20 protein-coding genes are annotated in these 22,982 nt (G+C 69.4%); 11 read left to right on the forward strand and 9 right to left on the reverse strand.

What is annotated here, in order from left to right:
• Nucleotides 1-4: 4 nt before the first annotated feature.
• Nucleotides 5-895 (reverse strand): WXG100-like domain-containing protein, encoded by an 891-nt coding sequence (locus tag QMK34_RS13460; protein WP_326414217.1) that lies wholly within the window; start codon nucleotides 893-895, stop codon nucleotides 5-7.
• A 130-nt stretch (nucleotides 896-1,025) separates the two neighbouring features.
• On the opposite strand from QMK34_RS13460, the gene QMK34_RS13465 reads away from it, so the two are divergent.
• The 10 genes from QMK34_RS13465 (at nucleotide 1,026) to QMK34_RS13510 (ending at nucleotide 13,550) form a co-directional block, all read left to right on the forward strand.
• Nucleotides 1,026-1,703 carry a TetR/AcrR family transcriptional regulator gene (locus QMK34_RS13465; RefSeq protein WP_326414219.1) on the forward strand — a complete coding sequence of 226 codons (678 nt, stop codon included), beginning with the start codon at nucleotides 1,026-1,028 and terminating at the stop codon, nucleotides 1,701-1,703.
• Nucleotides 1,704-1,739: 36 nt separating this feature from the next.
• Nucleotides 1,740-2,939, forward strand: a complete 1,200-nt coding sequence (locus QMK34_RS13470) for a cytochrome P450 (protein ID WP_326414220.1) — start codon at nucleotides 1,740-1,742, stop codon at nucleotides 2,937-2,939.
• Nucleotides 2,940-3,726: 787 nt separating this feature from the next.
• Complete coding sequence (locus tag QMK34_RS13475) at nucleotides 3,727-4,260, forward strand: (2Fe-2S)-binding protein (protein WP_326414221.1); 534 nt, start codon at nucleotides 3,727-3,729, stop codon at nucleotides 4,258-4,260.
• The gene (locus QMK34_RS13480) at nucleotides 4,260-6,698 is read left to right on the forward strand and encodes a xanthine dehydrogenase family protein molybdopterin-binding subunit (RefSeq protein WP_326414222.1); all 2,439 of its coding nucleotides are present in this window, start codon (nucleotides 4,260-4,262) and stop codon (nucleotides 6,696-6,698) included. The genes QMK34_RS13475 and QMK34_RS13480 overlap by 1 nt, the downstream gene beginning before the upstream one ends.
• On the forward strand, nucleotides 6,695-7,549 hold the full coding sequence (locus QMK34_RS13485; RefSeq protein ID WP_326414223.1) for an FAD binding domain-containing protein: 855 nt from the start codon (nucleotides 6,695-6,697) through the stop codon (nucleotides 7,547-7,549). The genes QMK34_RS13480 and QMK34_RS13485 overlap by 4 nt, the downstream gene beginning before the upstream one ends.
• A gap of 95 nt (nucleotides 7,550-7,644) precedes the next feature.
• Entirely contained in the window at nucleotides 7,645-8,298 is a 654-nt protein-coding gene (locus tag QMK34_RS13490) for an SRPBCC family protein (protein ID WP_326414224.1), read from the forward strand.
• Between the two features lie 72 nt (nucleotides 8,299-8,370).
• Entirely contained in the window at nucleotides 8,371-9,429 is a 1,059-nt protein-coding gene (locus tag QMK34_RS13495; protein WP_326414225.1) for an NAD(P)-binding domain-containing protein, read from the forward strand.
• Between the two features lie 195 nt (nucleotides 9,430-9,624).
• On the forward strand, nucleotides 9,625-11,223 hold the full coding sequence (locus QMK34_RS13500; RefSeq protein WP_326414226.1) for a discoidin domain-containing protein: 1,599 nt from the start codon (nucleotides 9,625-9,627) through the stop codon (nucleotides 11,221-11,223).
• A 75-nt stretch (nucleotides 11,224-11,298) separates the two neighbouring features.
• The gene (locus QMK34_RS13505; protein WP_326414227.1) at nucleotides 11,299-12,531 is read left to right on the forward strand and encodes an MFS transporter; all 1,233 of its coding nucleotides are present in this window, start codon (nucleotides 11,299-11,301) and stop codon (nucleotides 12,529-12,531) included.
• Nucleotides 12,528-13,550, forward strand: coding sequence for a hypothetical protein (locus tag QMK34_RS13510; protein ID WP_326414228.1), 1,023 nt, complete (start codon nucleotides 12,528-12,530; stop codon nucleotides 13,548-13,550). The genes QMK34_RS13505 and QMK34_RS13510 overlap by 4 nt, the downstream gene beginning before the upstream one ends.
• 71 nt (nucleotides 13,551-13,621) lie before the next feature.
• On the opposite strand, the gene iolD is transcribed toward QMK34_RS13510, so the two are convergent.
• From iolD to QMK34_RS13550, 8 genes are read right to left on the reverse strand one after another with little or no spacing between them, the layout of a single operon-like run.
• The gene (gene iolD, locus QMK34_RS13515; protein WP_326414229.1) at nucleotides 13,622-15,448 is read right to left on the reverse strand and encodes a 3D-(3,5/4)-trihydroxycyclohexane-1,2-dione acylhydrolase (decyclizing); all 1,827 of its coding nucleotides are present in this window, start codon (nucleotides 15,446-15,448) and stop codon (nucleotides 13,622-13,624) included.
• The gene (gene iolB / locus QMK34_RS13520; RefSeq protein WP_326414230.1) at nucleotides 15,445-16,335 is read right to left on the reverse strand and encodes a 5-deoxy-glucuronate isomerase; all 891 of its coding nucleotides are present in this window, start codon (nucleotides 16,333-16,335) and stop codon (nucleotides 15,445-15,447) included. Before iolB ends, iolD begins: the two co-directional genes overlap by 4 nt.
• A complete protein-coding gene (locus tag QMK34_RS13525) occupies nucleotides 16,332-17,225 on the reverse strand; it encodes a Cgl0159 family (beta/alpha)8-fold protein (RefSeq protein WP_326414231.1) in 894 nt (297 codons plus the stop codon). Before QMK34_RS13525 ends, iolB begins: the two co-directional genes overlap by 4 nt.
• The gene (gene iolC / locus QMK34_RS13530; RefSeq protein WP_326414232.1) at nucleotides 17,222-18,151 is read right to left on the reverse strand and encodes a 5-dehydro-2-deoxygluconokinase; all 930 of its coding nucleotides are present in this window, start codon (nucleotides 18,149-18,151) and stop codon (nucleotides 17,222-17,224) included. The genes QMK34_RS13525 and iolC overlap by 4 nt, the downstream gene beginning before the upstream one ends.
• Complete coding sequence (locus tag QMK34_RS13535) at nucleotides 18,148-18,927, reverse strand: ATP-binding cassette domain-containing protein (protein ID WP_326414233.1); 780 nt, start codon at nucleotides 18,925-18,927, stop codon at nucleotides 18,148-18,150. The genes iolC and QMK34_RS13535 overlap by 4 nt, the downstream gene beginning before the upstream one ends.
• On the reverse strand, nucleotides 18,924-19,955 hold the full coding sequence (locus tag QMK34_RS13540; RefSeq protein ID WP_326414234.1) for an ABC transporter permease: 1,032 nt from the start codon (nucleotides 19,953-19,955) through the stop codon (nucleotides 18,924-18,926). The genes QMK34_RS13535 and QMK34_RS13540 overlap by 4 nt, the downstream gene beginning before the upstream one ends.
• Entirely contained in the window at nucleotides 19,952-20,932 is a 981-nt protein-coding gene (locus tag QMK34_RS13545; RefSeq protein ID WP_326414235.1) for a sugar ABC transporter substrate-binding protein, read from the reverse strand. Before QMK34_RS13545 ends, QMK34_RS13540 begins: the two co-directional genes overlap by 4 nt.
• A 25-nt stretch (nucleotides 20,933-20,957) precedes the next feature.
• A complete protein-coding gene (locus QMK34_RS13550) occupies nucleotides 20,958-21,863 on the reverse strand; it encodes a sugar phosphate isomerase/epimerase family protein (RefSeq protein WP_326414236.1) in 906 nt (301 codons plus the stop codon).
• A 116-nt stretch (nucleotides 21,864-21,979) separates the two neighbouring features.
• Between QMK34_RS13550 and QMK34_RS13555 the strand changes: the two genes are divergently transcribed.
• Nucleotides 21,980-22,978 carry a LacI family DNA-binding transcriptional regulator gene (locus QMK34_RS13555; protein WP_326414237.1) on the forward strand — a complete coding sequence of 333 codons (999 nt, stop codon included), beginning with the start codon at nucleotides 21,980-21,982 and terminating at the stop codon, nucleotides 22,976-22,978.
• The last annotated feature ends 4 nt before the right edge of the window (nucleotides 22,979-22,982 follow it).

Here is a 22,982-nt window from a genome sequence, read left to right on the forward strand (position 1 = left end):
GCTGTTACCCGCCGCCCAGCGGGATGACCGTGGTGTTGCTCCCGCCCGCCGCCCCGCCGACACCCGCGCCGCCGCCGACCAGCACCGTGCCGGTGTGCACGTCACGGCCGTCGTCGGTCTTGCCGTAGTCGAACGACCCGCCGACGGCGATGCCGTCGCCTGCGGAACCTTCGAGGTGGGTGAACGGCCCGCCCTGGTCACCGACGTTCTGGCCGTCGCTGGCCTGCACGCCGATCCCGGCGAAGGCGTCCAAGCCCTTGCCTGCCGGGCCGACACCGCCCGCGTAGGAGTTCGTCAAGGCCCACCCGTCGTTCGGCGCGTGGATGAGGCAGAACGTGTCGTTGACGCTGGCCAGCGGTGAGGAGACGCCGAAACCGACACAGATGCCCAAAGTGTCCTCGTGGATGGGCAGTGGCCCAGGCGCGAGGATCTCCCCCGGGTGGGCGGCGGCGCCTTCGACCATCTGCCGCAGCCTGCCCGCCAACGTGCTGACGAGCTGGTCCCTGAACCCCGTCAACGGCGGGAAGCTGAGCAGGTTGTACAGCGTCTCGTTCGCCCTCACCGTGTCCGTGATCTTGTTCTTGACGGCGACGAGCTGCTTGGCGTAACCGGCGGCTGCGGCCGCCACTCGCTGCCCGCCCTGTGCGAGCTGCCCCAGTTGCCGGGCGTGCGTGCCCACCGAGGTGTCCAGAGCGCCGCCCGCCTGGTCCTGCCAGGCCGCTCCCGCCGCCGCTCCGGCCTGGCTGACTCCGGTCGCGGCGTGGGAAACCGTGGTGGACATCCGGCCCCACGCGTCGGTGAGCCTGCCCGCGACCTCTTCACTGTCCGGTGGCCAGGAGTTCGAAACCTGCTTGATCGCTGTCCACAGCGCGCTCGCCGGTTCGGGAATCGTCATGGTGGGCCTCCCGCGGTCACTGTCCTCGTCCACGCCGGGACCCGGGAGGTCCTTGGCAGCTTTGGGCCTTGTGACTGGATGACCAGATTTGGTAATCTGGTCATCCAGTCACAAGGAAGGGACCCAAGCAGTGTCAGAGCGTGCCGATCGGATCCTCGACGCCGCGGGCGTGCTGCTGACGCGCTTCGGTTACCGCAAGGTGACCATCGAGGACATCGCCCGGCAGGCGGGCATCGGCAAGGGCACGATCTATCTGCACTGGCGCACCAAGGACGCGCTTTTCGAAGCGATGATGCTGCGCGAGTCCGTGATCCTCTGCGAAGAGATCGTGGCCGCGCTGCGTGAGGATCCCGCGGAGATCCGGCCCCACCGGTTCCTCCGGCTGGCGTTCATGGCCACCAGCCGGCGGCCGGTCCTGCTCTCGATGTTCACCGGCGACGCCGAGCAGCTCGGCAAGCTGCGCGAATATTCGGTGCGGGGCAAGGATCTGCTGGCGAGCGAGCTGTTCTTCGGCCTGATGATCGAGCACGGGCTGCTGCGCGACGACGTGCCGGACATCCGGTACGCCATGCAGGCCACGTCGCTCGGCTTCTACCTGCTTGAAACCGTGTCCGCCGAGGACGCGGACCTCGCGCTCGAGCTCAAGGGCGACGCGTTCGCGCGGACGGTGAAGGCCGCGTTCGAACCGGCGGGGGAGACCCCGGCGGCGGCGGTGGCGGCGGTCGCGCCCGTGCTGATCGCCGTGTTCGAGGACCTGGTTTCGAGCTATCGCAAGGTGATTTACCCGGATGACGAGGGGCCCGGCTGACCGGGCGCCGAGGAGAGAAACAGGGGGCACCACCACATGACCACCACACTCGCCGACACCTGGGGCATCCACCAGCAGCAGTTCTGGCTGCGGGGGCAGGTGCCGGACCAGCCCGTCCGGTTCGATGAGAAGACCGGGATGTGGAACGTCTACGGCTATCCGGAAGTGCTGACCATGCTCAGCGACCCGAAGACCTACGGCTCCGACCTCTCCCGCGTGCTCCCCGAAGGCATGGTGCCGGGCATGGAGGAGCGCAGCGAGGGCAACATCCTCCAGATGGACCCGCCGGACCACACGAAGCTCCGCCAGCTCGTCAGCCACGCGTTCACCCCGAAGGTGGTCGCGGACCTCGAACCCCGGATCGCCGAGCTGACCCACGAGCTGCTCGATCAGGCCGGGCCCGAGCCGGAACTGGTCGCCGACCTCGCCTACCCGCTGCCGGTGATCGTCATCGCCGAGCTGCTGGGGGTGCCCAGTAGCGACCGTCACCTGTTCAAGGAATGGGTCGACAAGATGCTGGAGAGCAGTACCGAGTTCTCCCTCGTCGAGCAGAACGAAGAACAGAAGAAGGTCATGGAAGCGGCCCTCGAGCCGCAGAAGGCACTGACCGAGTACCTGCGCGAGCATGCCGCTGAACGCCGCGGTCACCCGCGCGAGGACCTGCTCAGCAAGCTCGTCGAGGCCGAGGTGGACGGGGCGAAGCTCTCGCTGAACGAGGTGACGAACTTCGCGAACATCCTGCTGCTCGCCGGGCACATCACCACCACGATGCTGCTCGGCAACACCGTGCTGTGCCTCGACACTCACCCGGACGAGTTCGCCAAGGTCAGGGCCGACCGCTCGACGCTGCCGGCGGTGATCGAGGAGTCGCTGCGGTTCCTGACCCCGTTCGCGGTGCTCGCCAGGGCGACCACGGCCGAGGTCGAGCTGGGCGGCGCGACGATCCCGGCCGACCAGATGCTCATGGTGTGGGTGGCCGCGGCCAATCGCGACGCCCGCCACTTCGCGCACCCGGACGTGTTCGACCCCAGCCGCAAGCCGAACGCGCACCTCGCTTTCGGCCGCGGGATCCACTTCTGCATCGGCGCCCCGCTCGCCCGGCTGGAAGGCCGCGTCGCGCTGGACATCCTGCTCGACCGCTACCCGTCCCTGCGCACCGATCCCGCCCGGCCGCCGGAGTTCATCCCCAGCCCCAACATGACCGGCGTCCGCAAGCTCCCGCTCCTCACCACCTGACCCGAGTGTCCCTGAAGGCCACCATGACGGCGTTAAACGCCTTCTCAGGCCCGTCGCCGACGAGGCGACGGGCCTGAGAAGGCGTCCGGAAACTGATGTCATGTCGTCCACTTTTGGCGCCTAGGGCCGCGTGACTGACGGGGACTTTCACGCGGTCTGTTCTGGTGAAGGGGACTTTTGCAAGGTTGAGTCGAGGGAAGGTCCCCTTCAGTCGCTACCCGCAGGTTTGCCGTGTGCCCTGATGGGAGCCTTCACGGCGTTTAACGCTGTGATGGTGGCCTTCAGGGCACGCGCGAAACGGTCGTGGCGGTATAAAACGGGCGAATGGGTGGACTTTCCGTCCTTCGTGGAGGGTGGGCGGCTTCGAAGGACAGGCGCCCGAGGCTTCGAGCGGCGGCTGCTGCGACAGTTCTTAGACGCGTCTAAGTCCCTCAGGCCCGTCGCCGACGAGGCGACGGGCCTGAGAAAAGACAGTGGCCTTCAGGGACCAACGGTGGCACTGCCGCAGGCGTCCGGGTGGGTGAGAGTCGTGAAGGATCGACGATCTGGGTGACGCCGCGAAAATAAGCCGACCAATTCGCAAATACGCGTCGAATACTCGAATGGTCACGCACCTGCGGAATGGTGCGGAAATAGTCGTGACGGCAGGACTTGTCCGCGCGGCGGTTAAGTAGCAGGCTCGGTTGTGAGTCCGATCACGGTCGATCCGGGGTCGGGCTTGGCCGTTCCCGAACCGACCCGTGGGACTTCAGGTCCATGCGGGATTTCGCCTGCTCTTGGAGGCCTGATGCGCATCACCGTCACCGTTGACGGAACGAACTACACCGACGAAGTCGAGCCGCGCACCCTGCTCGTGCACTACCTGCGCGAAAGTGTCGGCAAGGTGGGCACCGTGGTCGGCTGCGACACCAGCAACTGCGGCGCCTGCACCGTCCACCTCGACGGACGCAGCGTGAAGTCCTGCTCGGTGCTCGCGGTTCAGGCCGACGGTTCCGAAGTCACCACCGTGGAAGGGCTGGAGCGGGACGGGCGGTTGCATCCCGTGCAGCAGGCCTTCCACGAGAATCACGCCCTCCAATGCGGGTTCTGCACACCCGGCATGATCATGCAGTCGATCGACCTGCTGGCCGACAACCCCGATCCGGACGAACAGGCCGTGCGGGAGGGGCTCGAAGGCAACCTCTGCCGGTGCACCGGCTACCAGAACATCGTCAAGGCCGTCCGGGACGCGGCCCACCACATGCGGCCAGGAGCCGGGCCGGACGCCGAACGGCTTTCCCGCGAAGAAGCCGCTTCGCATGTGGGCGGGGGTGGTGAGTGATGACCGCGACCATCGAACCCGAGGTCGGAAAGTCCCGTCGCCGCAAGGAAGATCAGCGGCTGATCACCGGCCGGACCCGCTGGACGGATAACCTGACCCTGCCCGGGATGCTGCACCTCGCGGTGCTCCGCAGCCCGATGGCCCACGCCAAGATCGTCTCCATCGACAAGTCGGCGGCGGAGCAGGTGCCGGGCGTCATCGCGGTCTACACCGGGCGGGACCTCGACCCGGAGAGCGCGATCGGCATGCCCTGCGCGTGGCCGATCACCCCGGACATGAAGTCGCCGCGCCGGCCCGTCCTCGCGAGCGACCAGGTCAACTTCGCGGGTGAAGGCGTCGCCGTCGTCGTCGCGCGGACCTCGGTCGCGGCGCACGACGCACTCGAGTCGATCGACGTCGAGTACGAGGACCTGCCGATCGTGCTCGGGCTGGAAAACGCGCTCGCCGAGGGCGCGCCGCTGGTCCACGAGGAGCTCGGCACCAACCGCAACGCCCTGTGGGTCTTCGACTCCGCCGAGGCGGGCACCGGCAAGAGTGTCGAGGAGGCGATCGCGAACTCCGAGGTCGTGCTCAAGCGCCGGTTCCGCCAGCAGCGCCTCATCCCGGCGTTCATGGAGCCCCGTGCCTGCGTGGTCGACCCGACCAGCGCCCAGATCACCCTGTGGGCCGCCACCCAGGTGCCGCACATCCTCAAGACGATGGCCGCGCTGACGCTGGGGATCCCCGAGCACAAGCTGCGGGTGATCGCGCCGGACGTCGGCGGCGGGTTCGGCGGCAAGATCGCCGTGCTGCCCGAGGAACTGATGTGCCTGATCGTGGCGCAGAAGCTCGGCAAGCCGGTGAAATGGACCGAGTCCCGCTCGGAGACCATGCTCGCCGCGCACCACGGCCGCGACCAGATCCAGGACCTGACCATCACCGCGAACGCCGACGGCACCGTCACCGGCCTCAAGGTCGAACTGCTCGCCGACATGGGCGCCTACCTCGGCCTCGTCGGCCCCGGCGTGCCCATCCTGGGCGCGTTCATGTTCAACTCGATCTACAAGTTCCCGGCGTACCACTTCGCTTGCACGAACGTGTTCACCAACACCACTCTCACCGACGCCTACCGCGGCGCCGGGCGGCCGGAGGCCACCTTCGGCATCGAGCGGATCATGGACGAGCTCGCCGACGAGCTGGGCATGGAACCGATGGAGCTGCGGCGGAAGAACTGGATCAAGCACGAGGAGTTCCCGTTCACCACGGTGTGCGGGCTGACCTACGACACGGGCAACTACGAGGCCGCGACCGACAAGGCCCTGCAGCTGTTCGACTACGACGGGCTGCGCCGGGAGCAGGCCGAACGCCGGGCGAGCAACGACCCGGTCCAGCTCGGCATCGGCATCTCGACGTTCACCGAGATGTGCGGGCTGGCGCCTTCGCGGGTGCTCGGTTCGCTGGACTACGCCGCCGGCGGCTGGGAGCACGCCGCGATCAGGGTGCTGCCCACCGGCAAGGTCGAGGTGCTGACCGGCGCGTCGGCGCACGGCCAGGGCCACGAGACGGCCTGGAGCCAGATCGTCGCCGACCAGCTCGGCGTCCCGTTCGAGGACGTCGAAGTGCTGCACGGGGACACGCAGTCGTCCCACAAGGGCATGGACACCTACGGCTCCCGTTCGCTGGTGGTCGGCGGGATCGCGGTGGTCAAGGCCGCCGAGAAGGTCGTCGCCAAGGCCAGGCCGATCGCCGCGCACCTGCTGGAGTGCTCGGAGGACGACCTGGAGTTCGAGGGCGGCAAGTTCACCGTCAAGGGCACCGACGCGGCGACGTCGATCCAGGAGCTCGCGTTCGCGGTGTTCTCCGCGCACAACCTGCCCGACGGGATCGAGCCCTCACTCGACTCCGATGCCACCTTCGACCCGGAGAACTTCTCGTTCCCGCACGGGACCCACCTGTGCGCGACCGAGGTGGACACCGAGACGGGGCGGGTGAAGATCCGCTCGTACGTCTGCGTCGACGACATCGGCGTGGTGGTCAACCCGCTGATCGTGGAGGGCCAGGTGCACGGCGGGCTCGCGCAGGGCATCGCGCAGGCGCTCTACGAGGAGGCCGTGTTCGACGAGAGCGGCACCCTCACCACCGGCACGTTCGCCGACTACCTGCTGCCGTCGGCGATGGACCTGCCCACGTTCACCACCGACCGGACCGAGACGCCGTCCACGACGAATCCCCTGGGCGCCAAGGGAGTCGGCGAGGCGGGCACGATCGCCTCGACCCCGGCCGTGGTCAACTCGGTCGTCGACGCGGTGCGCCACCTCGGCGTGAACGACATCGAAATGCCGCTGAGCCCGATGCGGGTCTGGCACGCCGTGCATCATGGGAGGACCGACGCCGGTGACATCGGCTCGGAATCCGGTGGCGGCCTTGGTTCGATCGACGCCTCCGGAGGTGCCCAGTGATTCCGTCCGCCTTCGACTACGAAGCACCGTCCACATTGGACGAAGCAATCCGCGCGCTGGCCGAGGCCGGTGAGGACGCCAAGGTCCTCGCCGGTGGCCAGAGCCTGCTCCCCGTGCTGCGCATGCGGCTCGCGACGCCGACGAAGCTGATCGACCTGAGCAAGGTCGCCGAGCTCCGTGGGGTGCGGGAGGACGGCGACGCGCTGGTCGTCGGTGCGATGACCACGCACTACGACGTCCAGCGTGACGCGCTGATCGCCGAGCACGCGTCGCTGCTCAAGGACGCGACGGACACGGTGGCGGACCCGCAGGTGCGCCACCGCGGCACGTTCGGCGGCGCGATCGCGCACGCCGATCCGGCCGGTGACCTGCTCGCCCCGGTGCTCGCGCTGGACTGTGAGCTGGTGATCGCCGGGCCGGGCGGGCGGCGGACGGTGAGCGCGGCGGAGTTCTTCCAGGACTTCTTCACGACGTCGCTCGAGCCGGACGAGATCCTGGCCGAGGTCCGGGTGCCCAAGCACACCGGCTGGCGCTCGCACTACGAGAAGTTCAACCGGGTCGCGCAGGCGTGGTCGATGGTCGCCGTCGCGGTCGCCGTCCGCACCGAGGGCGACACGATCGCCGAGGCAAGGGTCACGCTGACCAACATGGGCTCGATCCCGGTGCGTGCCACCGGCGTCGAGTCCGCGCTGGTCGGCGGGCCGTCGACGGCCGAGGCCATCCGGGCCGCGGCCGCCCACGCCGCCGAGGGCACCAGCCCGACCGCGGACGGCAACGCCGACGTCGAGTATCGCCAAGAGCTCGCCAGGGTCCTGACCGGCCGGGCACTCACCGCCGCCGTCGGTTCCTGACCCCTCAAGTGTCATGAAAGGGTCTTTCAGGGCAATTTTTGTCCTGAAAGACCCTTTCATGACACACCAGAGTGCTGCAGAAGGGAGGTTGGGCTGTGCGGCTCGACCACGAGTTCACCGTCCCGGCCCCGGTCGAGGACGTCTGGCAGGCCGTCATCGATCCCGAGCGGGTGGCGCCGTGCATGCCCGGCGCGACGATCACCAAGGTCGAAGGTGACAGCTTCAGCGGCACGGTGAAGGTCAAACTTGGGCCGATCTCCTTGCTGTACAAGGGTTCCGGTGAGTTCCTCGAGAAGGACGAGGCCGCGCACAAGGTCGTCATCAAGGCGTCCGGCAAGGACGCGCGCGGCGGCGGAACGGCCGCGGCGACGGTGACGTTGACGTTGACCGAGCGCGACGGCGGCACTCACGGCGCGGTCGCGACGGACATGGCGGTCACCGGGAAACCCGCGCAGTTCGGGCGGGGGCTGATCGCCGAGGTCGGCGGCAAGATCCTCGACAAGTTCGCGGGCAACCTCGCAGACATGCTGGGCACCGCGGCGCCCGAGCCGGAGGCCGAAGCCGAACCGGTGCCCGAAACGAAACCCGCGCCGGAGAAACCGCAGCTCAAGAGCATCAAGCCGGAAGCAGAGGCGATCGATCTGTTCGAGTACGCGGGTGACTCGGTCCTCAAGCGGCTCGCCCCGGTGCTGCTGGCCCTCGCGGGACTGTTCGCCGTGGTCGCCCTCATCCGCGCGATCCGCCGCTGAGCCTGTGACCAACGGCGCATGGCGGCCCCGGAAGTGAGAAATTAGCCCGCACCCCCGTCGGTTGAACCCGGTATGAGTGCGGACCACGAAACCGACGTCGTCGTGATCGGCGCCGGGCAGGCAGGCCTGTCGGCGGCGTATCACCTGCGCCGCGCCGGCCTCGCCAACGAGACCGGTTTCGTGTTGCTCGACCACGGCAAGCGCGCGGGCGGCGCCTGGCAGTACCGGTGGCCGTCGCTGGTGCTCGGCAAGGTGCACGGGCTCTACGACCTGCCGGGCATGGCGCTGGGCGCCCCCGACCGCACCCGCCCGGCGTCTGAGGTCGTCGCCGAGTACTTCGACCGTTTCGAGCGCACGTACGGCCTGCCGGTCCACCGCCCGGTCGACGTCCAGAGCGTCAGCCGCGCGGGTGACAGGCTGGTCGTGGCGAGCCCGGCGGAGTCGTGGTCCGCGCGTGCCGTGATCAGCGCGACCGGCACCTGGGACCGCCCGTTCTGGCCGCACTACCCCGGCCAGGAGACCTTCGCCGGACGCCAGCTGCACACGGCCGATTACACCGGCGTCGAGGACTTCCGCGGCCGTCGGGTCGTGGTCGTCGGTGGTGGCACCTCGGCGGTCCAGCTGCTGATGGAGATCGCGACGGTGGCCCGCGCCACCACCTGGGTGACGCGGCGTCCGCCGGTGTGGCGCGAGCAGCCGTTCAGCGAGGACTGGGGCCGCGAGGCCGTCGCGAAGGTCGAGCAGGCCGTGCGCGAGGGCAAGCCACCTGCCAGCGTGGTGAGCGTGACCGACCTGGCCATCACGCCCGAGGTTCGCCGCGCGATGGACGACGGTGTGCTGGACCGGCGCCCCATGTTCGACCGGATCACCCCGGCGGGCGTCGTCTGGGCCGACGGCGTCCAGGAGCGCGCGGACGTGATCCTGTGGGCCACCGGCTTCCGCGCGGCGATCGACCACCTCGCGCCGCTGCACGTGCGCGAGCCCGGCGGCGGCATCCGGATGGACGGCACCCGAGTGGTCGCCGAACCGCGCTTGCACCTGGTCGGCTACGGACCTTCGGCGAGCACCGTCGGCGCCAACCGCGCGGGCCGGGCGGCCGTGGCAGAGGTCAGACGACTGCTGGAGCCGTAGCCCGTCCCGCTGAGCGGGGCACGCAGCCCGGGATCCGCCGGTCTTGATCGATCCCTTTGCGTCCGCCGCTACGACATCCGGGGGATGCCCTTGCCGGGGGAAAGTGAAACTCGTTACAGTCGCTTTAGTTAGGAAACCTTCCTTATTTAAGTCACTGTTCACGCTCGTCTCCGCCCCGCCGCCCGAGGAGAGCCCGTGTATTCACGCAGAGCCAAGCTTGCCACGGTCGTGGCCGCCATTCTGCTGTTACCCCCGCTGCTGAGCGGAAGCGCGACCGCCCAGGCTGTCGACGTTCTCCTCTCGCAGGGCAAGCCGGTCGTCGCCTCGACCGTCGAGAGCTCGTCGCTCAACGGCGACAAGGCGGTGGACGGCAACACGGCCACGCGGTGGGCGAGTCTGGTCAGCGCCGATCCGCAGTGGCTCCGGGTCGACCTCGGTCAACCGTCCACTGTGCACAGGGTGAAACTGAACTGGGAAGCGGCCTACGCCAAGAAGTACCGGCTCGAGGTGTCCGACAACGGGACCCAGTGGTCCACTGTGTACACCGAATCCGCCGGTGACGGCAAGATCGACGACCGGACAGGGCTCGTGGCACACGGACGTTACCTGCGGCTGGTCGGCACCGAGCGTGCCACCAAGTACGGTTACTCGCTCTGGGAGCTCGAGGCGTTCGGCACGGCGGACTCCACAGGGGACAACCAGGCGCCCACTGTCCCTTCCGGACTGACCGCCGGGGCGGTGACGGCGACGAGCGCCGCGCTGAGCTGGGCTCCGGCCACGGACAACGTCGGCGTCGCCGGATATGACATCCTGCGCAACGGGGCGGTGGTCGCGACGTCCGAGTCCACCGCCTTCACCGACAGCGGCCTGACGCCCGACACGGCCTACACCTACGCCGTCCGGGCGCGCGACCTCGCGGGCAATATCTCGTCGGCGAGCACCGGTGTCACGGTGAAGACCGCGGCGGGGCCGGGCGGCGGGTTCGTGCTGGCCGCGGCCGGGGACATCGCCGACCGGTGTACCGCGGCGGACCCGAAATGCGTGCACCCCAAGACCGCGAAACTGGTCGAGGGGATCAATCCCGCGGCCGTGATCACCATGGGCGACAACCAGTATGACGACGCGCACCTGTCCGATTTCAAGAGCTACTTCGACACCTCTTGGGGCAAGTTCAAGCCGATCATGCACCCCATCCCCGGCAACCACGAGACCTACGACGACGTGAAGTACGACGGCTACAAGAAGTACTTCGGCGCCATCGCGACTCCGCAGGGGCAGACCTACTACAGCTGGAACATGGGCAACTGGCACTTCATCGCGCTCGACTCCAACGACTTCGTGAAGGAGAGCGAGTCGGCCGCCGAGCCGCCGCAGCTGACCTGGCTCAAGGCGGATCTCGCGAAGAACACCAAAGGCTGTGTCGCGGCGTATTACCACCATCCGCGGTTCAGCTCCGGCGATCACGGTGACAACCCGGACGCCGCGGTGCTGTGGAAGACGCTCGTCGACGCGAAGGTGGACCTCGTGCTGAACGGGCACGACCACCACTACGAGCGGTTCCTGCCGCAGAACGCCGACGGCAAGCCCGATCCGGCCGGTCCGGTGCAGATCCTCGGCGGCATGGGCGGGATGTCCCTGTACGACATCCACGCCGCGCATCCCGCGACGGCGAAGCTGATCGGGGGGACGTTCGGCGTGCTCAAGCTGAGCATGACCGACACGAGCTTCACCTCCCAGCTCGTCGGGCTGGACGGAAAGGTCCTCGACAGCAGCCCGAACTACTCCTGCCACTGAGTATCCACAGACCCACGGGCCGGCTCTGACCGAAGGCGGGGCGGGCCGGCCCGTGGCCCCCGGGAGGCGTCACGTATGTACATCGCAACCGCCCGTGCCACCCCGGTGGGCGACCGCGCAGGGCTGGCGCGCCGGGTGTCCGGCAACGTGCTGGCGCTCGGCGCGGTCAGCCTGGTCACCGACGTCTCCTCGGAGATGGTCACCGCGGTGCTCCCGCTCTACCTGGTGCTCGGCCTCGGCCTGAGCCCGCTGCAGTTCGGTCTGCTCGACGGGCTCTACGCGGGGGTCACCGCCGTGGTCCGGCTGCTCGGCGGGCAGCTGGCCGATCGGTGGCAGCGACTCAAGGCGGTCGCCGGGTTCGGCTACGGATTGTCCGCAGTATGCAAAATCGGGCTGCTGCTGGCGGGTTCGTCCGTCGCCGCGATCGGGGCGGTGCTCGCGGCCGACCGCACCGGGAAGGGCCTGCGCACCGCGCCGCGGGACGCGCTGATCTCGCTGAGCTCCGAGCCGGACATGCTCGGCCGCGCGTTCGGCGTGCATCGCGCGATGGACACCGTGGGCGCGTTCCTCGGCCCGCTGGCCGCGATGGCGGTGCTCTGGCTCAGCCTCGGCAGCTACGACTCCGTGTTCTTCACCAGCTTCTGCATCGCCGCGGTCGGCGTGCTGCTGCTGGGTTTGCTGGTGCGTGACCAGCCTGTGCTGGAACGCACCGTCCTGGAAAGCAAGGCGAAGGCGGCGCTCGGGCTGCTGCGGCTCGCGCCGTTCCGCCGGGTGTGTGCGTGGGCCGCGCTGCTCGGGCTGGTCACCATCAGCGATTCGTTCGTCTACCTGGTGTTGCAGCGACGCTGGGACATCGCGGCGGTGTACTTCCCGCTGCTGCCGCTCGGCACAGCCGGGGTGTACCTGCTGCTGGCGGTGCCGCTGGGCAGGCTGGCCGACCGGGTCGGCCGGTGGAAGGTGTTCCTCGGCGGCCACCTCGCGCTGGTGCTCGCCCTGACCATCCTTTGTGGACCTTTCGACGGTTTCGCGCTCGCTCTGTGCGCACTGGCGTTGCACGGGCTGTTCTACGCCGCCACGGACGGGGTGCTGATGGCCGCGGCCGGGCCGTTGCTGCCGCCTGAGCTGCGGGCCACCGGGATGGCGCTCGTGCAGACCGGCCAGGCGCTGACCCGGATGCTCTCCTCGGTGGTGTTCGGCGCCGCCTGGACCTGGTGGGACGTGCGCTCGGCCGTGGCCGTCACGGCCGGTGCGCTGGTGCTGGTCGTCGTGGCCGCCGCCATCGTCCGGCCGCTGGGAGGCCGCGCGTGAAGCGCGCCATGCTGGTGCTGGCCGCCGTCGTCGTGCTGGCCGGGGCTTCCGTCGCCTACGTCGTCCACGCGCGTGATCGCGGGCCGGGCGGTGTCGAGGCCAACACGGTGCCGGTGGTGTCCGGGCGGCAGCTTTCCCTGCGGGGACCGGAGCGGCTGCTGTTCCGCAACACCGCGGCGGGCCCGGACTTCGGGAGGCTGTCGTCGGTCCCGTCCGCCCGGCCGGACGCCATCCGGGAGGCGACCGGCCTGACCTGCGACCGGTTCGCGGTGTCGGCCGGGACCGGTCTGTGCCTCACCGCGCGTCCGGACGTGCTGCCTCCGGTGACCGACGTGCTCGTCCTCGGCCGGGACCTGACTGTCCGCAGGCGGCTGGAAATCCCGGGGACGCCCAGCCGGGCGCGGGTGTCGCCCGACGGCAAGCTGGCCTACTGGTCCCTGTTCGTCACGGGTGATTCCTATGCGGAGACAGGCTTTTCGACGCGGGCCGGGATTCTGGAGGTCGAGACCGGGAAGCTGGTCAAGACGATCGAAGAGCTGCCGGTGTTCCGCGACGGGCAGCGGTACTTCGCTTCGGACGTCAACTACTGGGGCGTCACGTTCGCCCCCGACGGGAACCGGTTCTACGCGACGCTCGGCAGCAAGGGCAAGACGTTCCTGGTCGAGGGCGACTACGCGAACTACCGCGGCCGGGTGCTGCGCGAGAACGTCGAGTGCCCGTCGCTGTCACCCGACGGCAAGCGGGTGGCGTTCAAGAAGCGCGTCTCGGACGATCCGGCCGCACCCTGGCGACTGTTCGTCCTGGAGTTGGCTTCCCTGAAGGAAACCCCGCTGGCCGAGACACACTCAGTCGACGACCAGGCCCTCTGGCGCGACGACTCGACGATCCTGTACTCACTGCCGCGCGCGGACTCCGGCTCCGACGTCTGGTCCGTCCCCGCCGACGGCGCAGGCACCCCAGCCCTGCTCATCCCGCACGCCGCCTCCCCCGCACTGTCGAACTCGGGCCCGCCGATGTAGAACTCGGGCCCGCCGGTGTGGGACTCGCCGCGTGTCGGCGAGTCCCACGTTCGGGGGCCTGAGTTCTGCGGTTAGGTGAGGTGGCGGAGCTGGGTGGGGTGGGGCTCGGCCGCGCCGGAGAGGTGGGCGGGGACGCCGACCTGCCACCAGGCGCCTGCCTCCGTCCAGGAGTCCGGCTGGGTGCGGACCACTACGACGGCTGGGCGGCGCTCGGCCACCGCGGCTTCGCGCGCTTTCGCGTACGCGATCTGGACGTCGGAGAGCGACGTAGCGGTGAAGACTGCGCAGCCGAGGGACTCCGCGTGACGGGCGAAGTCGACGCGCGGAGGTGAAGCGTGGTTGCTGCGGCAGTCGGCGTAGAGGTTGTTGAACGCCTGGCCGCCCTGTCCCGTTTGGAGGCGGGCGATGACCGCGTAGCCGTCGTTGTCGCACACGACGGCCACGAGCGGGTGGCCTGCGAAGGCTGCTGAGAACAGCTCGGAGTTCAGCATCAGGTACGAGCCGTCGCCGAGCATCGTCGTCACCAGGCCGTCGGTGTGCGCCATCGCCGCGCCCCAGGCGCCCGCGACCTCGTAACCCATGCACGAGAAGCCGTACTCGACGTCCATGCTCACCGCGCCGGACCCGCGCCAGCCGCCGATGAGCTCGCCAGGCAACCCGCCGGACGCCGTCAGCACGTAGTCGCGCGGTTCGGACAGGTCGTTCACCACGCCTACGACCTGCGCGTACGTCGGCACGCCGTCGGTGGGCGCGCGCAAGGTGTCGATGTGGGTGTCCCACCGCGCGCGTTCGGCAGAGGCTCGGGACGTCCAGGAAGGGTCGACGGTCCAGCTTTCCAGCTGTGCCGCCAGCTCCGCGAGGCCCGCGTCCGCGTCGCCGACGACGGCCAGCGCGCCGTGCTTGACCGCGTCGAACCGCGCCGCGTTCAGCGTCACCAAGCGGACGTCGGGAGAGAACACTGTCCACGACGCCGTGGTGAAGTCCTGCAGCCGCGTCCCGACGGCGAGCACGACGTCCGCCTCGCCCGCCAGGACGTTCGCCGAGAGTGACCCGGTCACGCCGAGCGGCCCGGCGTGCAGCGGGTGATCGTGCGGCACCAGCGTGCGGCCCGCGGTGGTCTCGGTGACCGGAATCCCGTGCCGCTCGGCGAAGTCCAGCGCCCGCTGTCCCGCGCCCGAGTACCGGACGCCGCCGCCGAGCACGAGCAGCGGCCTGCGAGCCGTGCGCAGCGTCCCGGCGGCTTCGGTCAGCGCCCGCCGGTCGGGGCGGGATCGCAGCAGCCGGTGGGTGACCGGCGCGAACAGCGACTCGGGGAAGTCGTACGTCTCCGCCTGGACATCCTGGGGCAGTGCCAGCGTCACCGGCCCGGCGTCGGCGGGGTCGGTGAGCACGCGCGCGACCTGTGGCAGGGTGGCGATCAGCTGCTCCGGACGGGTGATCCGGTCGAAATAACGGCTTACTGCACGGAACGCGTCGTTGACCGTCGCCGTCGGGTCGTGGAAGTGCTCGACCTGCTGGAGCACCGGGTCCGGCGCGCGGCTGACGAACGTGTCGCCCGGCAGGAGCAGCACCGGCAGCCGGTTCGCGTGCGCGACCCCGGCCGCGGTGACCATGTTCAGCGCGCCCGGCCCGATCGACGACGTCACGACGCCGACCTGCCGCCGGTGCGTCGCCTTCGCGTAGCCGACGGCGGCGAGCGCCATGCCCTGCTCGGTGTGCCCGCGCCAGACGGGGATCTCGTCGCGGTGCTCCTCCAGCGCGGTGCCGAGGCCGAGGACGTTGCCGTGCCCGAAGATCGCGAACACCCCGGGGAACAGCGGGACCTCACGGCCGTCGAGGGTCTCCGAGCGCTGCGCCAGCAGCCAGCGCACGAGGGCCTGTGCGGTGGTCAGCTTCATGAGATTCGTCCTTTGTGGCTCGTCACCGGGCAGCGCGGGTCGGTCGGCTGGTCGTTCCAGGTCTCGCGGATCCAGCTGTGCGCCGGGTCGTCGCAGAACGCCATCGACCGGTCCTCGGCGGGCCCGGCCAGTACGTTGAGGTAGTACATCGGATACCCGGGCGCCGCCACGCACGGCCCGTGATATCCCCTTGGGACCAGGAAAACATCACCGTCGCGCACCGCGACGTCCTCGTCCAGCCCACCGTCCGCCGTGTACGTCCGATGTAGACCAAAGCCTTCGCGTGAGGGCGTGACCTCGTCGCGTCCGGCGATGCGGAAGTAGTAGATCTCCTCGTTGACGACCTCGCACTCCGACGCCATGTCATGCTTGTGCGGCGGATAGGAGGACCAGTTGCCGCCGGGCGTGATCAGCTCGCACGCGTTGAGCTTGTCCGCGTGGTCCCACACCCCGGGTGTCCCGAAGTTGGTCACCTGACGGGTCGCCTGGCCCGCCCCGCGCACCTCGACCGGCACGTTCTCCGCCGGGCCGTACCGTGCGTCGAGACGCCGGGTGCAGCGTGCCATCGGCAGCGCGACCTCGATACCCTCCACAGTGGACAGCTCGACTTCGGCGTCGCGGGGGACGTAGGCGAAGTCCGTGACCCGGCTGAACACCGACTCGCGCCCCGCGAGTTCGAACACCAGCCCGTCGACGCGGACGGTGCAGGAACCCGCCAGTGGCAGTACGAACGCCTCGAACTCGCCGGTGTGCACCACCCGGGAGGTCCTGGCGGCGAGCCGGAGCACCCGCAGGCCGGTGTAGGCCCAGCCCGCTGCCTCCGGCGTCAGCTGGACGGGGTCTTCGCCCTCGGTCAGAGTCCCGAGTGGACGGTGCAGCTTGCTCACTTGGCGGCCTCCAATACCTTCGCGGCCGCCTCGACGGCGGCACCGACGTCACCGTCCGGCGGGTACAGCAGGGTCCGGCCCACGACGAGCCCTCGGACCGTCTCGTGGCGCAGCGTGCGGCCCCAGGACGCCAGGTCGGCGACCGGGTCGGCCGACGGGACGCCGCCGAGCACGACCACCGGCAGCGTTGTCGCGTTGAGCACCGCCGGGTCGTCCGCCGCGGGCAGCTTCAGCCAGGTGTACGCCGAGGTCACCCCGATCCCGGAGGCCACCGTCACCGCGCGAGTCAGCGACACGGCGTCCTTCTGTAGCAACAGTTTCCCTGAAGCGTCACGGACGTAGGGCAGCGGCTCGACCATCGCCATCAGGCCACGGGCGGCCAGCTCCGACACCGCCTGCGCGCACGCCTGCAGCGTCGGCACCGTGCCGGGATCCGAGTCGACCAGCCGCAGCAGCATCTTGCCACCGTCCAAACCGGACTCCGCCACCGACTTCGCGTCGTAGCCGGTGAACCGGTCGTCGATTTCCCAGTCGGCTCCGGCCAGCCCGCCCCGGTTCATCGAGCCGATGACGATCTTGTCGTGCAGCGCGCCGAGCAGCAGGAGTTCCTCGACGACGTCGGGCGTGCCGAGCAGGCCGTCCACCGCCGGGTTTTCCAGCGCGATCAGCAACCGCTCGATGAGTGAGCGCCGGTCGGCCATCGCCATCGGGTCGCCACCGACGCTCAGCGCCCCTCGTGCCGGGTGATCGGCGGCGACCAGGAACAGGGTTCCCTTACCAGACAACAGACTTGGCCGTTTGCGCCGCTCGGCGTAGGCGCGCGCCACCGCGCCGGGGTCGGCCGCCCTGGTCTCCAGCAGCGCGTGCCAGCGTTCGTCGGTCAGGGTCACAGCAGCTCCTCGATTTCCGCGGCCGTCGGCATGGCGTCCGCGCAGGCCAGCCGCGACGCGACGAGCGCGCCGGCGGCGTTGGCGTAGGTGGCGATCCGGACGGGGTCCCAGCCGGACAGCAGCCCGTGGATCAGGGCGCCGCCGAAACCGTCACCGGCACCGAGCCCGCAGACGACCTCGACCCGTTGCGGTCGCACGGTCCAGCGGCCTTCCGGGGTCGCGACGAGCACGCCGTCCGCGCCCTTCTTGATGACCGCGAGCCGGACCCCGCGCTCCAGCATCCGCGTGGCGGCCTCGTCGGGGTCGGCGGTCCCGACCGCGACTTCGGCCTCCGCCCGGTTGCCGACCGCGACGCCGACGTGGTCCAGCATCCAGCCGATCTCGGCCCGCGCGGTCTCGACGTCCGGCCAGAACATCGGCCGATAGTCCAGGTCCAGCACGGTGTGCTCACGCCGCCCGCGCCGCTCCAGGATCTTGCGCTGGGTGCCACGCGCGGGCTCGGTGGACACGCCCGTGCCGGTGACCCACAGCAGCGGCACCGACTCGATGACGTCCCAGGGCACGTCGGCCTCGGAGATCGTGAGGTCCGGCGCGATGGGGGAGCGGTAGAACAGCAGTGGCGGGTCCGCGGGCGGGTTCAGCTCGCAGAACACCACTGGCGTCTGGAGATCCTGGGAGGTCCCGACGTGCTCGGGCGACACCCCGAAGCCCGTCAGCGCTTGGCGTACGTAGTCGCCGAAGCCGTCCGGGCCGACCTTGGTCAGCACCGCCGTCGACCGGCCGAGCCGCGCGGCGGCGACCGCGACGTTGGTCGCGGTCCCGCCGAGCGACTTGGCGAACGTGCGGACGTCGGCCAGCGGTACCCCGCTCTGTTCGGGATAGAGGTCGACGCCGACCCGGCCGATCGTCAGTGCTTCCAGACTCATGACTCCACGGCCCGCAATTCGTGCTCCAGGGCTTCCAGTTCGGCGCCACCGGCCATCTGCCGGGTGAGCTCGTTGATGTCGATCTCGGACTTCTCGTACGAACCCAGTGGCGCACCCCGCTTGAGCAGCAGGAACCGGTCCGCCACGGGGTAGGCGTGATGCGGGTTGTGCGTGATCAGCACGACGCCGAGCCCACGATCGCGAGCCTGCGCCACGTACTTGAGCACCACCCCGGCCTGCTTCACGCCGAGGGCGGCGGTCGGTTCGTCGAGGATCAGCACCTTCGCTCCGAAGTGGACTGCCCGTGCGATGGCCACACACTGGCGCTCGCCGCCGGAGAGTGTGCCGACCGGCTGCTCGACGTCCCGCAGGTCGATGCCCATGTCGGACAACGCCTTCTTGGTCAGCTCGCGGCCCTTCTTGCGGTCCAGCGCGCGGAACGGCCCAAAGCCGACGGTCGGCTCGGAGCCGAGGAAGAAGTTCCGCCAGACGCTCATCAGCGGGACCACCGCGAGGTCTTGGTAGACCGTCGCGATTCCCCGGTCCAGGGCCTCACGCGGGGACGCGAAGGTCACCGGTGTGCCTTCGACCAGGAACTCGCCGCGGTCGTGCTGGTGCACCCCGGCGAGGATCTTGATCAGCGTGGACTTCCCGGCGCCGTTGTCGCCGAGCACACAGGTGACCTCACCGGCGTTGACCACAGTGGTCACATCGCGCAGCGCGATGACACTGCCGTACGTCTTGCCGATGTCCTTGACTTCGAGGAGTGCGCTCATCGTCGTACCCTTTCCGCGCGCCGCCGGAAGGCGTTGTTGACCAGGACCGCCGCCAGCAGCATGATGCCGAGGAACAGCATGAACCAATCGCTGTCCCAGCGGGCGAAGATGATGCCCTGACGGGCCATGCCGAAGATCAGCGCGCCGATCGCCGCGCCGATGGCCGAACCGAACCCGCCGGTGAGCAGACAGCCGCCGATGACCGCCGCGATGATGTACTGGAACTCCAGCCCGATGCCCTGGTTGGCCTGCACGCTGGCGAACCGCAGGATGTTGATCGAGCCGACCAGCCACGCGGCGAGCGCGGTGGTCATGAACAGCGCGATCTTCGTGCGCACCACCGGCACGCCGACCGCGCGCGAACTCTGCGCCGAGCCGCCGACCGCGAAGATCCAGTTGCCGAACCGGGTCCGGACCAGCAGCCAGGCCGCGACGGCCGCGAAGCCGATCCACCACAGGATCGAGATCTGGAACTGCGTGCCGCCGATGTCCACAGTGGACGCGAAGACGAACCCGGCGGAGGCGTAGCCGTCGGTCGAGCGCATGCCGGAAACCTGCACGGTGCCGGTGATCAGCCGCGTGACACCGAGGTTGAGCCCTTGTAGCGCAAGGAAAGTGCCGAGCGTGACGATGAAGCTGGGCAAGCCGGTCTTCATCACCAGCCAGCCGTTGAACGCGCCGACGGCCAGCGCGAAGACCAGCGAGATCAGCAGCGCGAGCCAGACGTTCATGCCCGCCTCGGTCGCGAGGATGGACGTCACCAGCGCGGTCGACGCCGTCATGACGCCCGCCGAGAGGTCGAATTCACCGCCGACCATGAGCATCGAGACGGCGACGGCCATGATGCCCAGCGTCGACGCGTCGTCGAGCCAGGTCGCGACGCCGCTGCCGCTGAAGAACTTGTCGGTGACGAGGGTGAAGAACAGGAACACCACCACCGCGCCGAGCAGCGCGCCGATCTCCGGGCGGATGATCAGCCTGTCCACCATGCGGGGTTTGGAGACGCGTTCGTCGAGGGTCGTCGTCATCGGGTGCCCCTTTGCACGTACTGGCCGACCTTGTCCACAGTGGATTTGTCGACAAGGTCGGGTCCGGTGAGGACCGGCTTCCCGCCGCCGACGACGTTCGCGTTGTCCCGGTACAGCTTGAGGAACATCACCGGCAGGTAGCCCTGCTCGTACTGCTGCTGGTCGACCGCGAACAGCACCTCGCCGGACTTGATGGCCGCCACGACGTCGGGGTTGAGGTCGAACGTGCCGACCTGGGCGGCCGAGCCGACCGACTTGATCGCGCTCGCCGCACGCGCGGCGACCTGCGAGTTCAGCGTCAGGACGGCGTCGATCGAGGAGTCGGTCTGCACCGCGCCCCTGATCCGCGACTCCGCGTCGGTCGGGTTGGAGATGTCGACCTGCAGGGTCTGCACGTCGCCGCCGAACCCGCGCTTGGCGCCGTCACAGCGCTGCGCCTGGCCGACGTTCCCGGCCTCGTGGATCACGCAGAGCATCTTCTTCTTGCCGAGCGCCTTGAATTTCGCACCGGCCTGCTCGCCCGCGATGCCTTCGTTCTGGCCGACGTGGGTCAGTGCGCCGAACTCCGCGCTCTTGTCCTCGCCCGAGTTGATCGTGATCACCGGGATCCCCGCCTGGATCGCCTTCGCGATCGACGGCCGGAGCGCGTCCGGGTTGGCCATGGAGACGACGAGTCCGCCGACGTGCTGGGCGACGGCGTTGTCGATCAGCTTGGCCTGGTTACCGGGGTCGCCGTCGGAGTTGTACTCGACCTGGACGTTCAGGTCCTTGCCCGCCTGTTCGGCACCGTTCTTGACCACGTTCCAGAACGCGTCACCCGGCGAACCGTGCGAGATGACCGCGACGCGCAGCGGCCCGTCGTCGACCGGTGCCGGAGCGACCGGCGCCGCCTTTTCCTCGGCGGCGGGCCCGGTGCACGCCGACAGGAGCAAAGCCCCCGCAGCGGCCAGAAGCCCTAGTTTCCAGCGATGGGACATCGTCGTCTCTCCTCGCTTCTTCCTGTTACTCAGCAGCCTGGAGCCGGCTGACGATTCCGTTGAGATGGGCCAGGCTCCTGGCCACGTCCCGCTTGGGGAGATCCGGGGGGCTTTCCTCGCTCAGCGCGGTGTCCTGTTCGAGGACGTACCAGCCGTCGTAGCCCGCCTCGTGGACGAACCTGACCAGTGCTTCGAGGTCGACGTCCCCGTCACCGAGCGGGACGTACAACCCCTTGCCGACGGCTTCCTGGTACGGGAGCTTGCCAGTACGGACGTCTTCGGCGAGCGCGCCACGCACGTCCTTCAGGTGCAGATGGCCGATCCGGTCCGGGTAGCGCTTGGCCAGCTCGACCGGATCGGTGCCGCCGATCAGCAGGTGCCCGGTGTCGAGGCACAGGGGGAGGTCGGAGTCGGCGAGGAAGCGCTCCACCTCGGCCTGGGTCTCGGCGTGCGTGCCCACGTGCGGGTGCAGCACCGCGCGCAGTCCGTGCTTCGCCGCGATGTCGCGAACCTTCGCCGAGGTGTCGATGAGCGTCGCCCATTCGGCGTCGGTCAGCGGGGGCCGTTCGTCGTAACCGTCCAGCCCGGTGGCCGCCGCGAGGACCAGTACCTCGGCGCCGCAGGCGGCGAACAACGCGGCGGACTCCTCGGCCTCGGCCAGCGCGGCGTCCGGGTTCTCATGCAGGACGACGGCGAGGAAGCCGCCGATCAGGCTCAGCCCGTGGCCGCTCAGTAGCGTCCGCAGCTCGGCGGGGTCGCGCGGGAGGTATCCGGGCGGGCCCAGCTCGGTGGCGCCGATGCCCAGCTCCGCCATTTCGCCCAGCACCGCAGGGGCGTCGAGGACGCGCCCCCAGCCGGGTACTTCGCACACTCCCCAGGAGATGGGCGCGGCGGCGATGCGGATCTTGGACGGCGGCGACGTCGGTGTCATCAGATGCTGCTCCGGGTCCGGCGGCGGGTGTGTTAGAGCGCTCTATTGATTAGAGCGCTCTAATCTTGTAGCGTCCATCACAGCAAAGTCAAGGGTTGAGTTCAGGGGAGGCACGGATGGTACGACCGACCATGGAGGACGTGGCCGCCCGTGCTGGGGTTTCCCGCGCGCTCGTCTCGCTGGTGATGAGGAATTCACCGAAGGTCTCCGACCAGCGCCGGGCCGCGGTGCTCCTGGCCGCCGAAGAACTCGGTTATGAACCGCACGTGATGGCAAGGTCGTTGGCCAGCCGCACTTCCACCGTCCTCGGGGTCATGGTTTCCGACCTGCGCAACGCCTTCTTCGCGGACGTCGTCGAGGGTCTCGACGCGGCCGCGCAGGCCGCCGGTTTCAACCTCATCCTCAACACCGGTGGCCGCAGCCCGGTCCGCGAGCGGGCGGCCCTGCGCAGCCTGCTCTCGTTCCGGCCCGCCGGACTGATCCTGCTGTCCCCGGTGGTGCCCGCCGCGGCCATCGACGACGCGGCCGGGCAGTGCCCGGTCGTGCTGGTGTCGCGCACCTCGCGCTCGGCGGACGTCGACACGGTCAACGATGACGGCGAGGCCGGTTCGGCGCTCGCGGTCGACCACCTGGTACGCCTCGGCCACCGCCGGATAGCGCATCTCGACGGCGGTGGCGCCGCTACTGCCGCGTCCCGCCGTCGCGGCTACCGGCAGGCCATGATCGGGCACGGGCTGGAGCCGATCGTGATCGGCAGCGAACACACCGACAGCGCGGGCGAGAAGGCCGTGCGGGAGCTGCTCATGCAGTATTCGCCGCCGATCCTGCCGACAGCTTTGCTGGCGGGTAACGACTTCAACGCCGTTGGCGCGATCTCCGGGCTCGAAGAGGCCGGGCTGCGGGTGCCGGAGGACGTGTCCGTGGTCGGCTACGACAACACCTCCCTCGCCGCGCTGCGACATCTCTCACTGACCACAGTGGACCAGCCAAGGACCGAGATGGGCAGGCTCGCCGTCGAGGCACTGCTGGAACGGGTGCGCGAAGAGCGCACCGAGCCCGTCCGTCATCTGCTGCACCCCTCGCTGGTGGTCCGTTCGACCACCGCCGCTCCCTAGGAGA

Origin of the sequence: Amycolatopsis sp. H20-H5, from assembly GCF_035828755.1 — a bacterium.
Lineage (GTDB): Bacteria > Actinomycetota > Actinomycetes > Mycobacteriales > Pseudonocardiaceae > Amycolatopsis.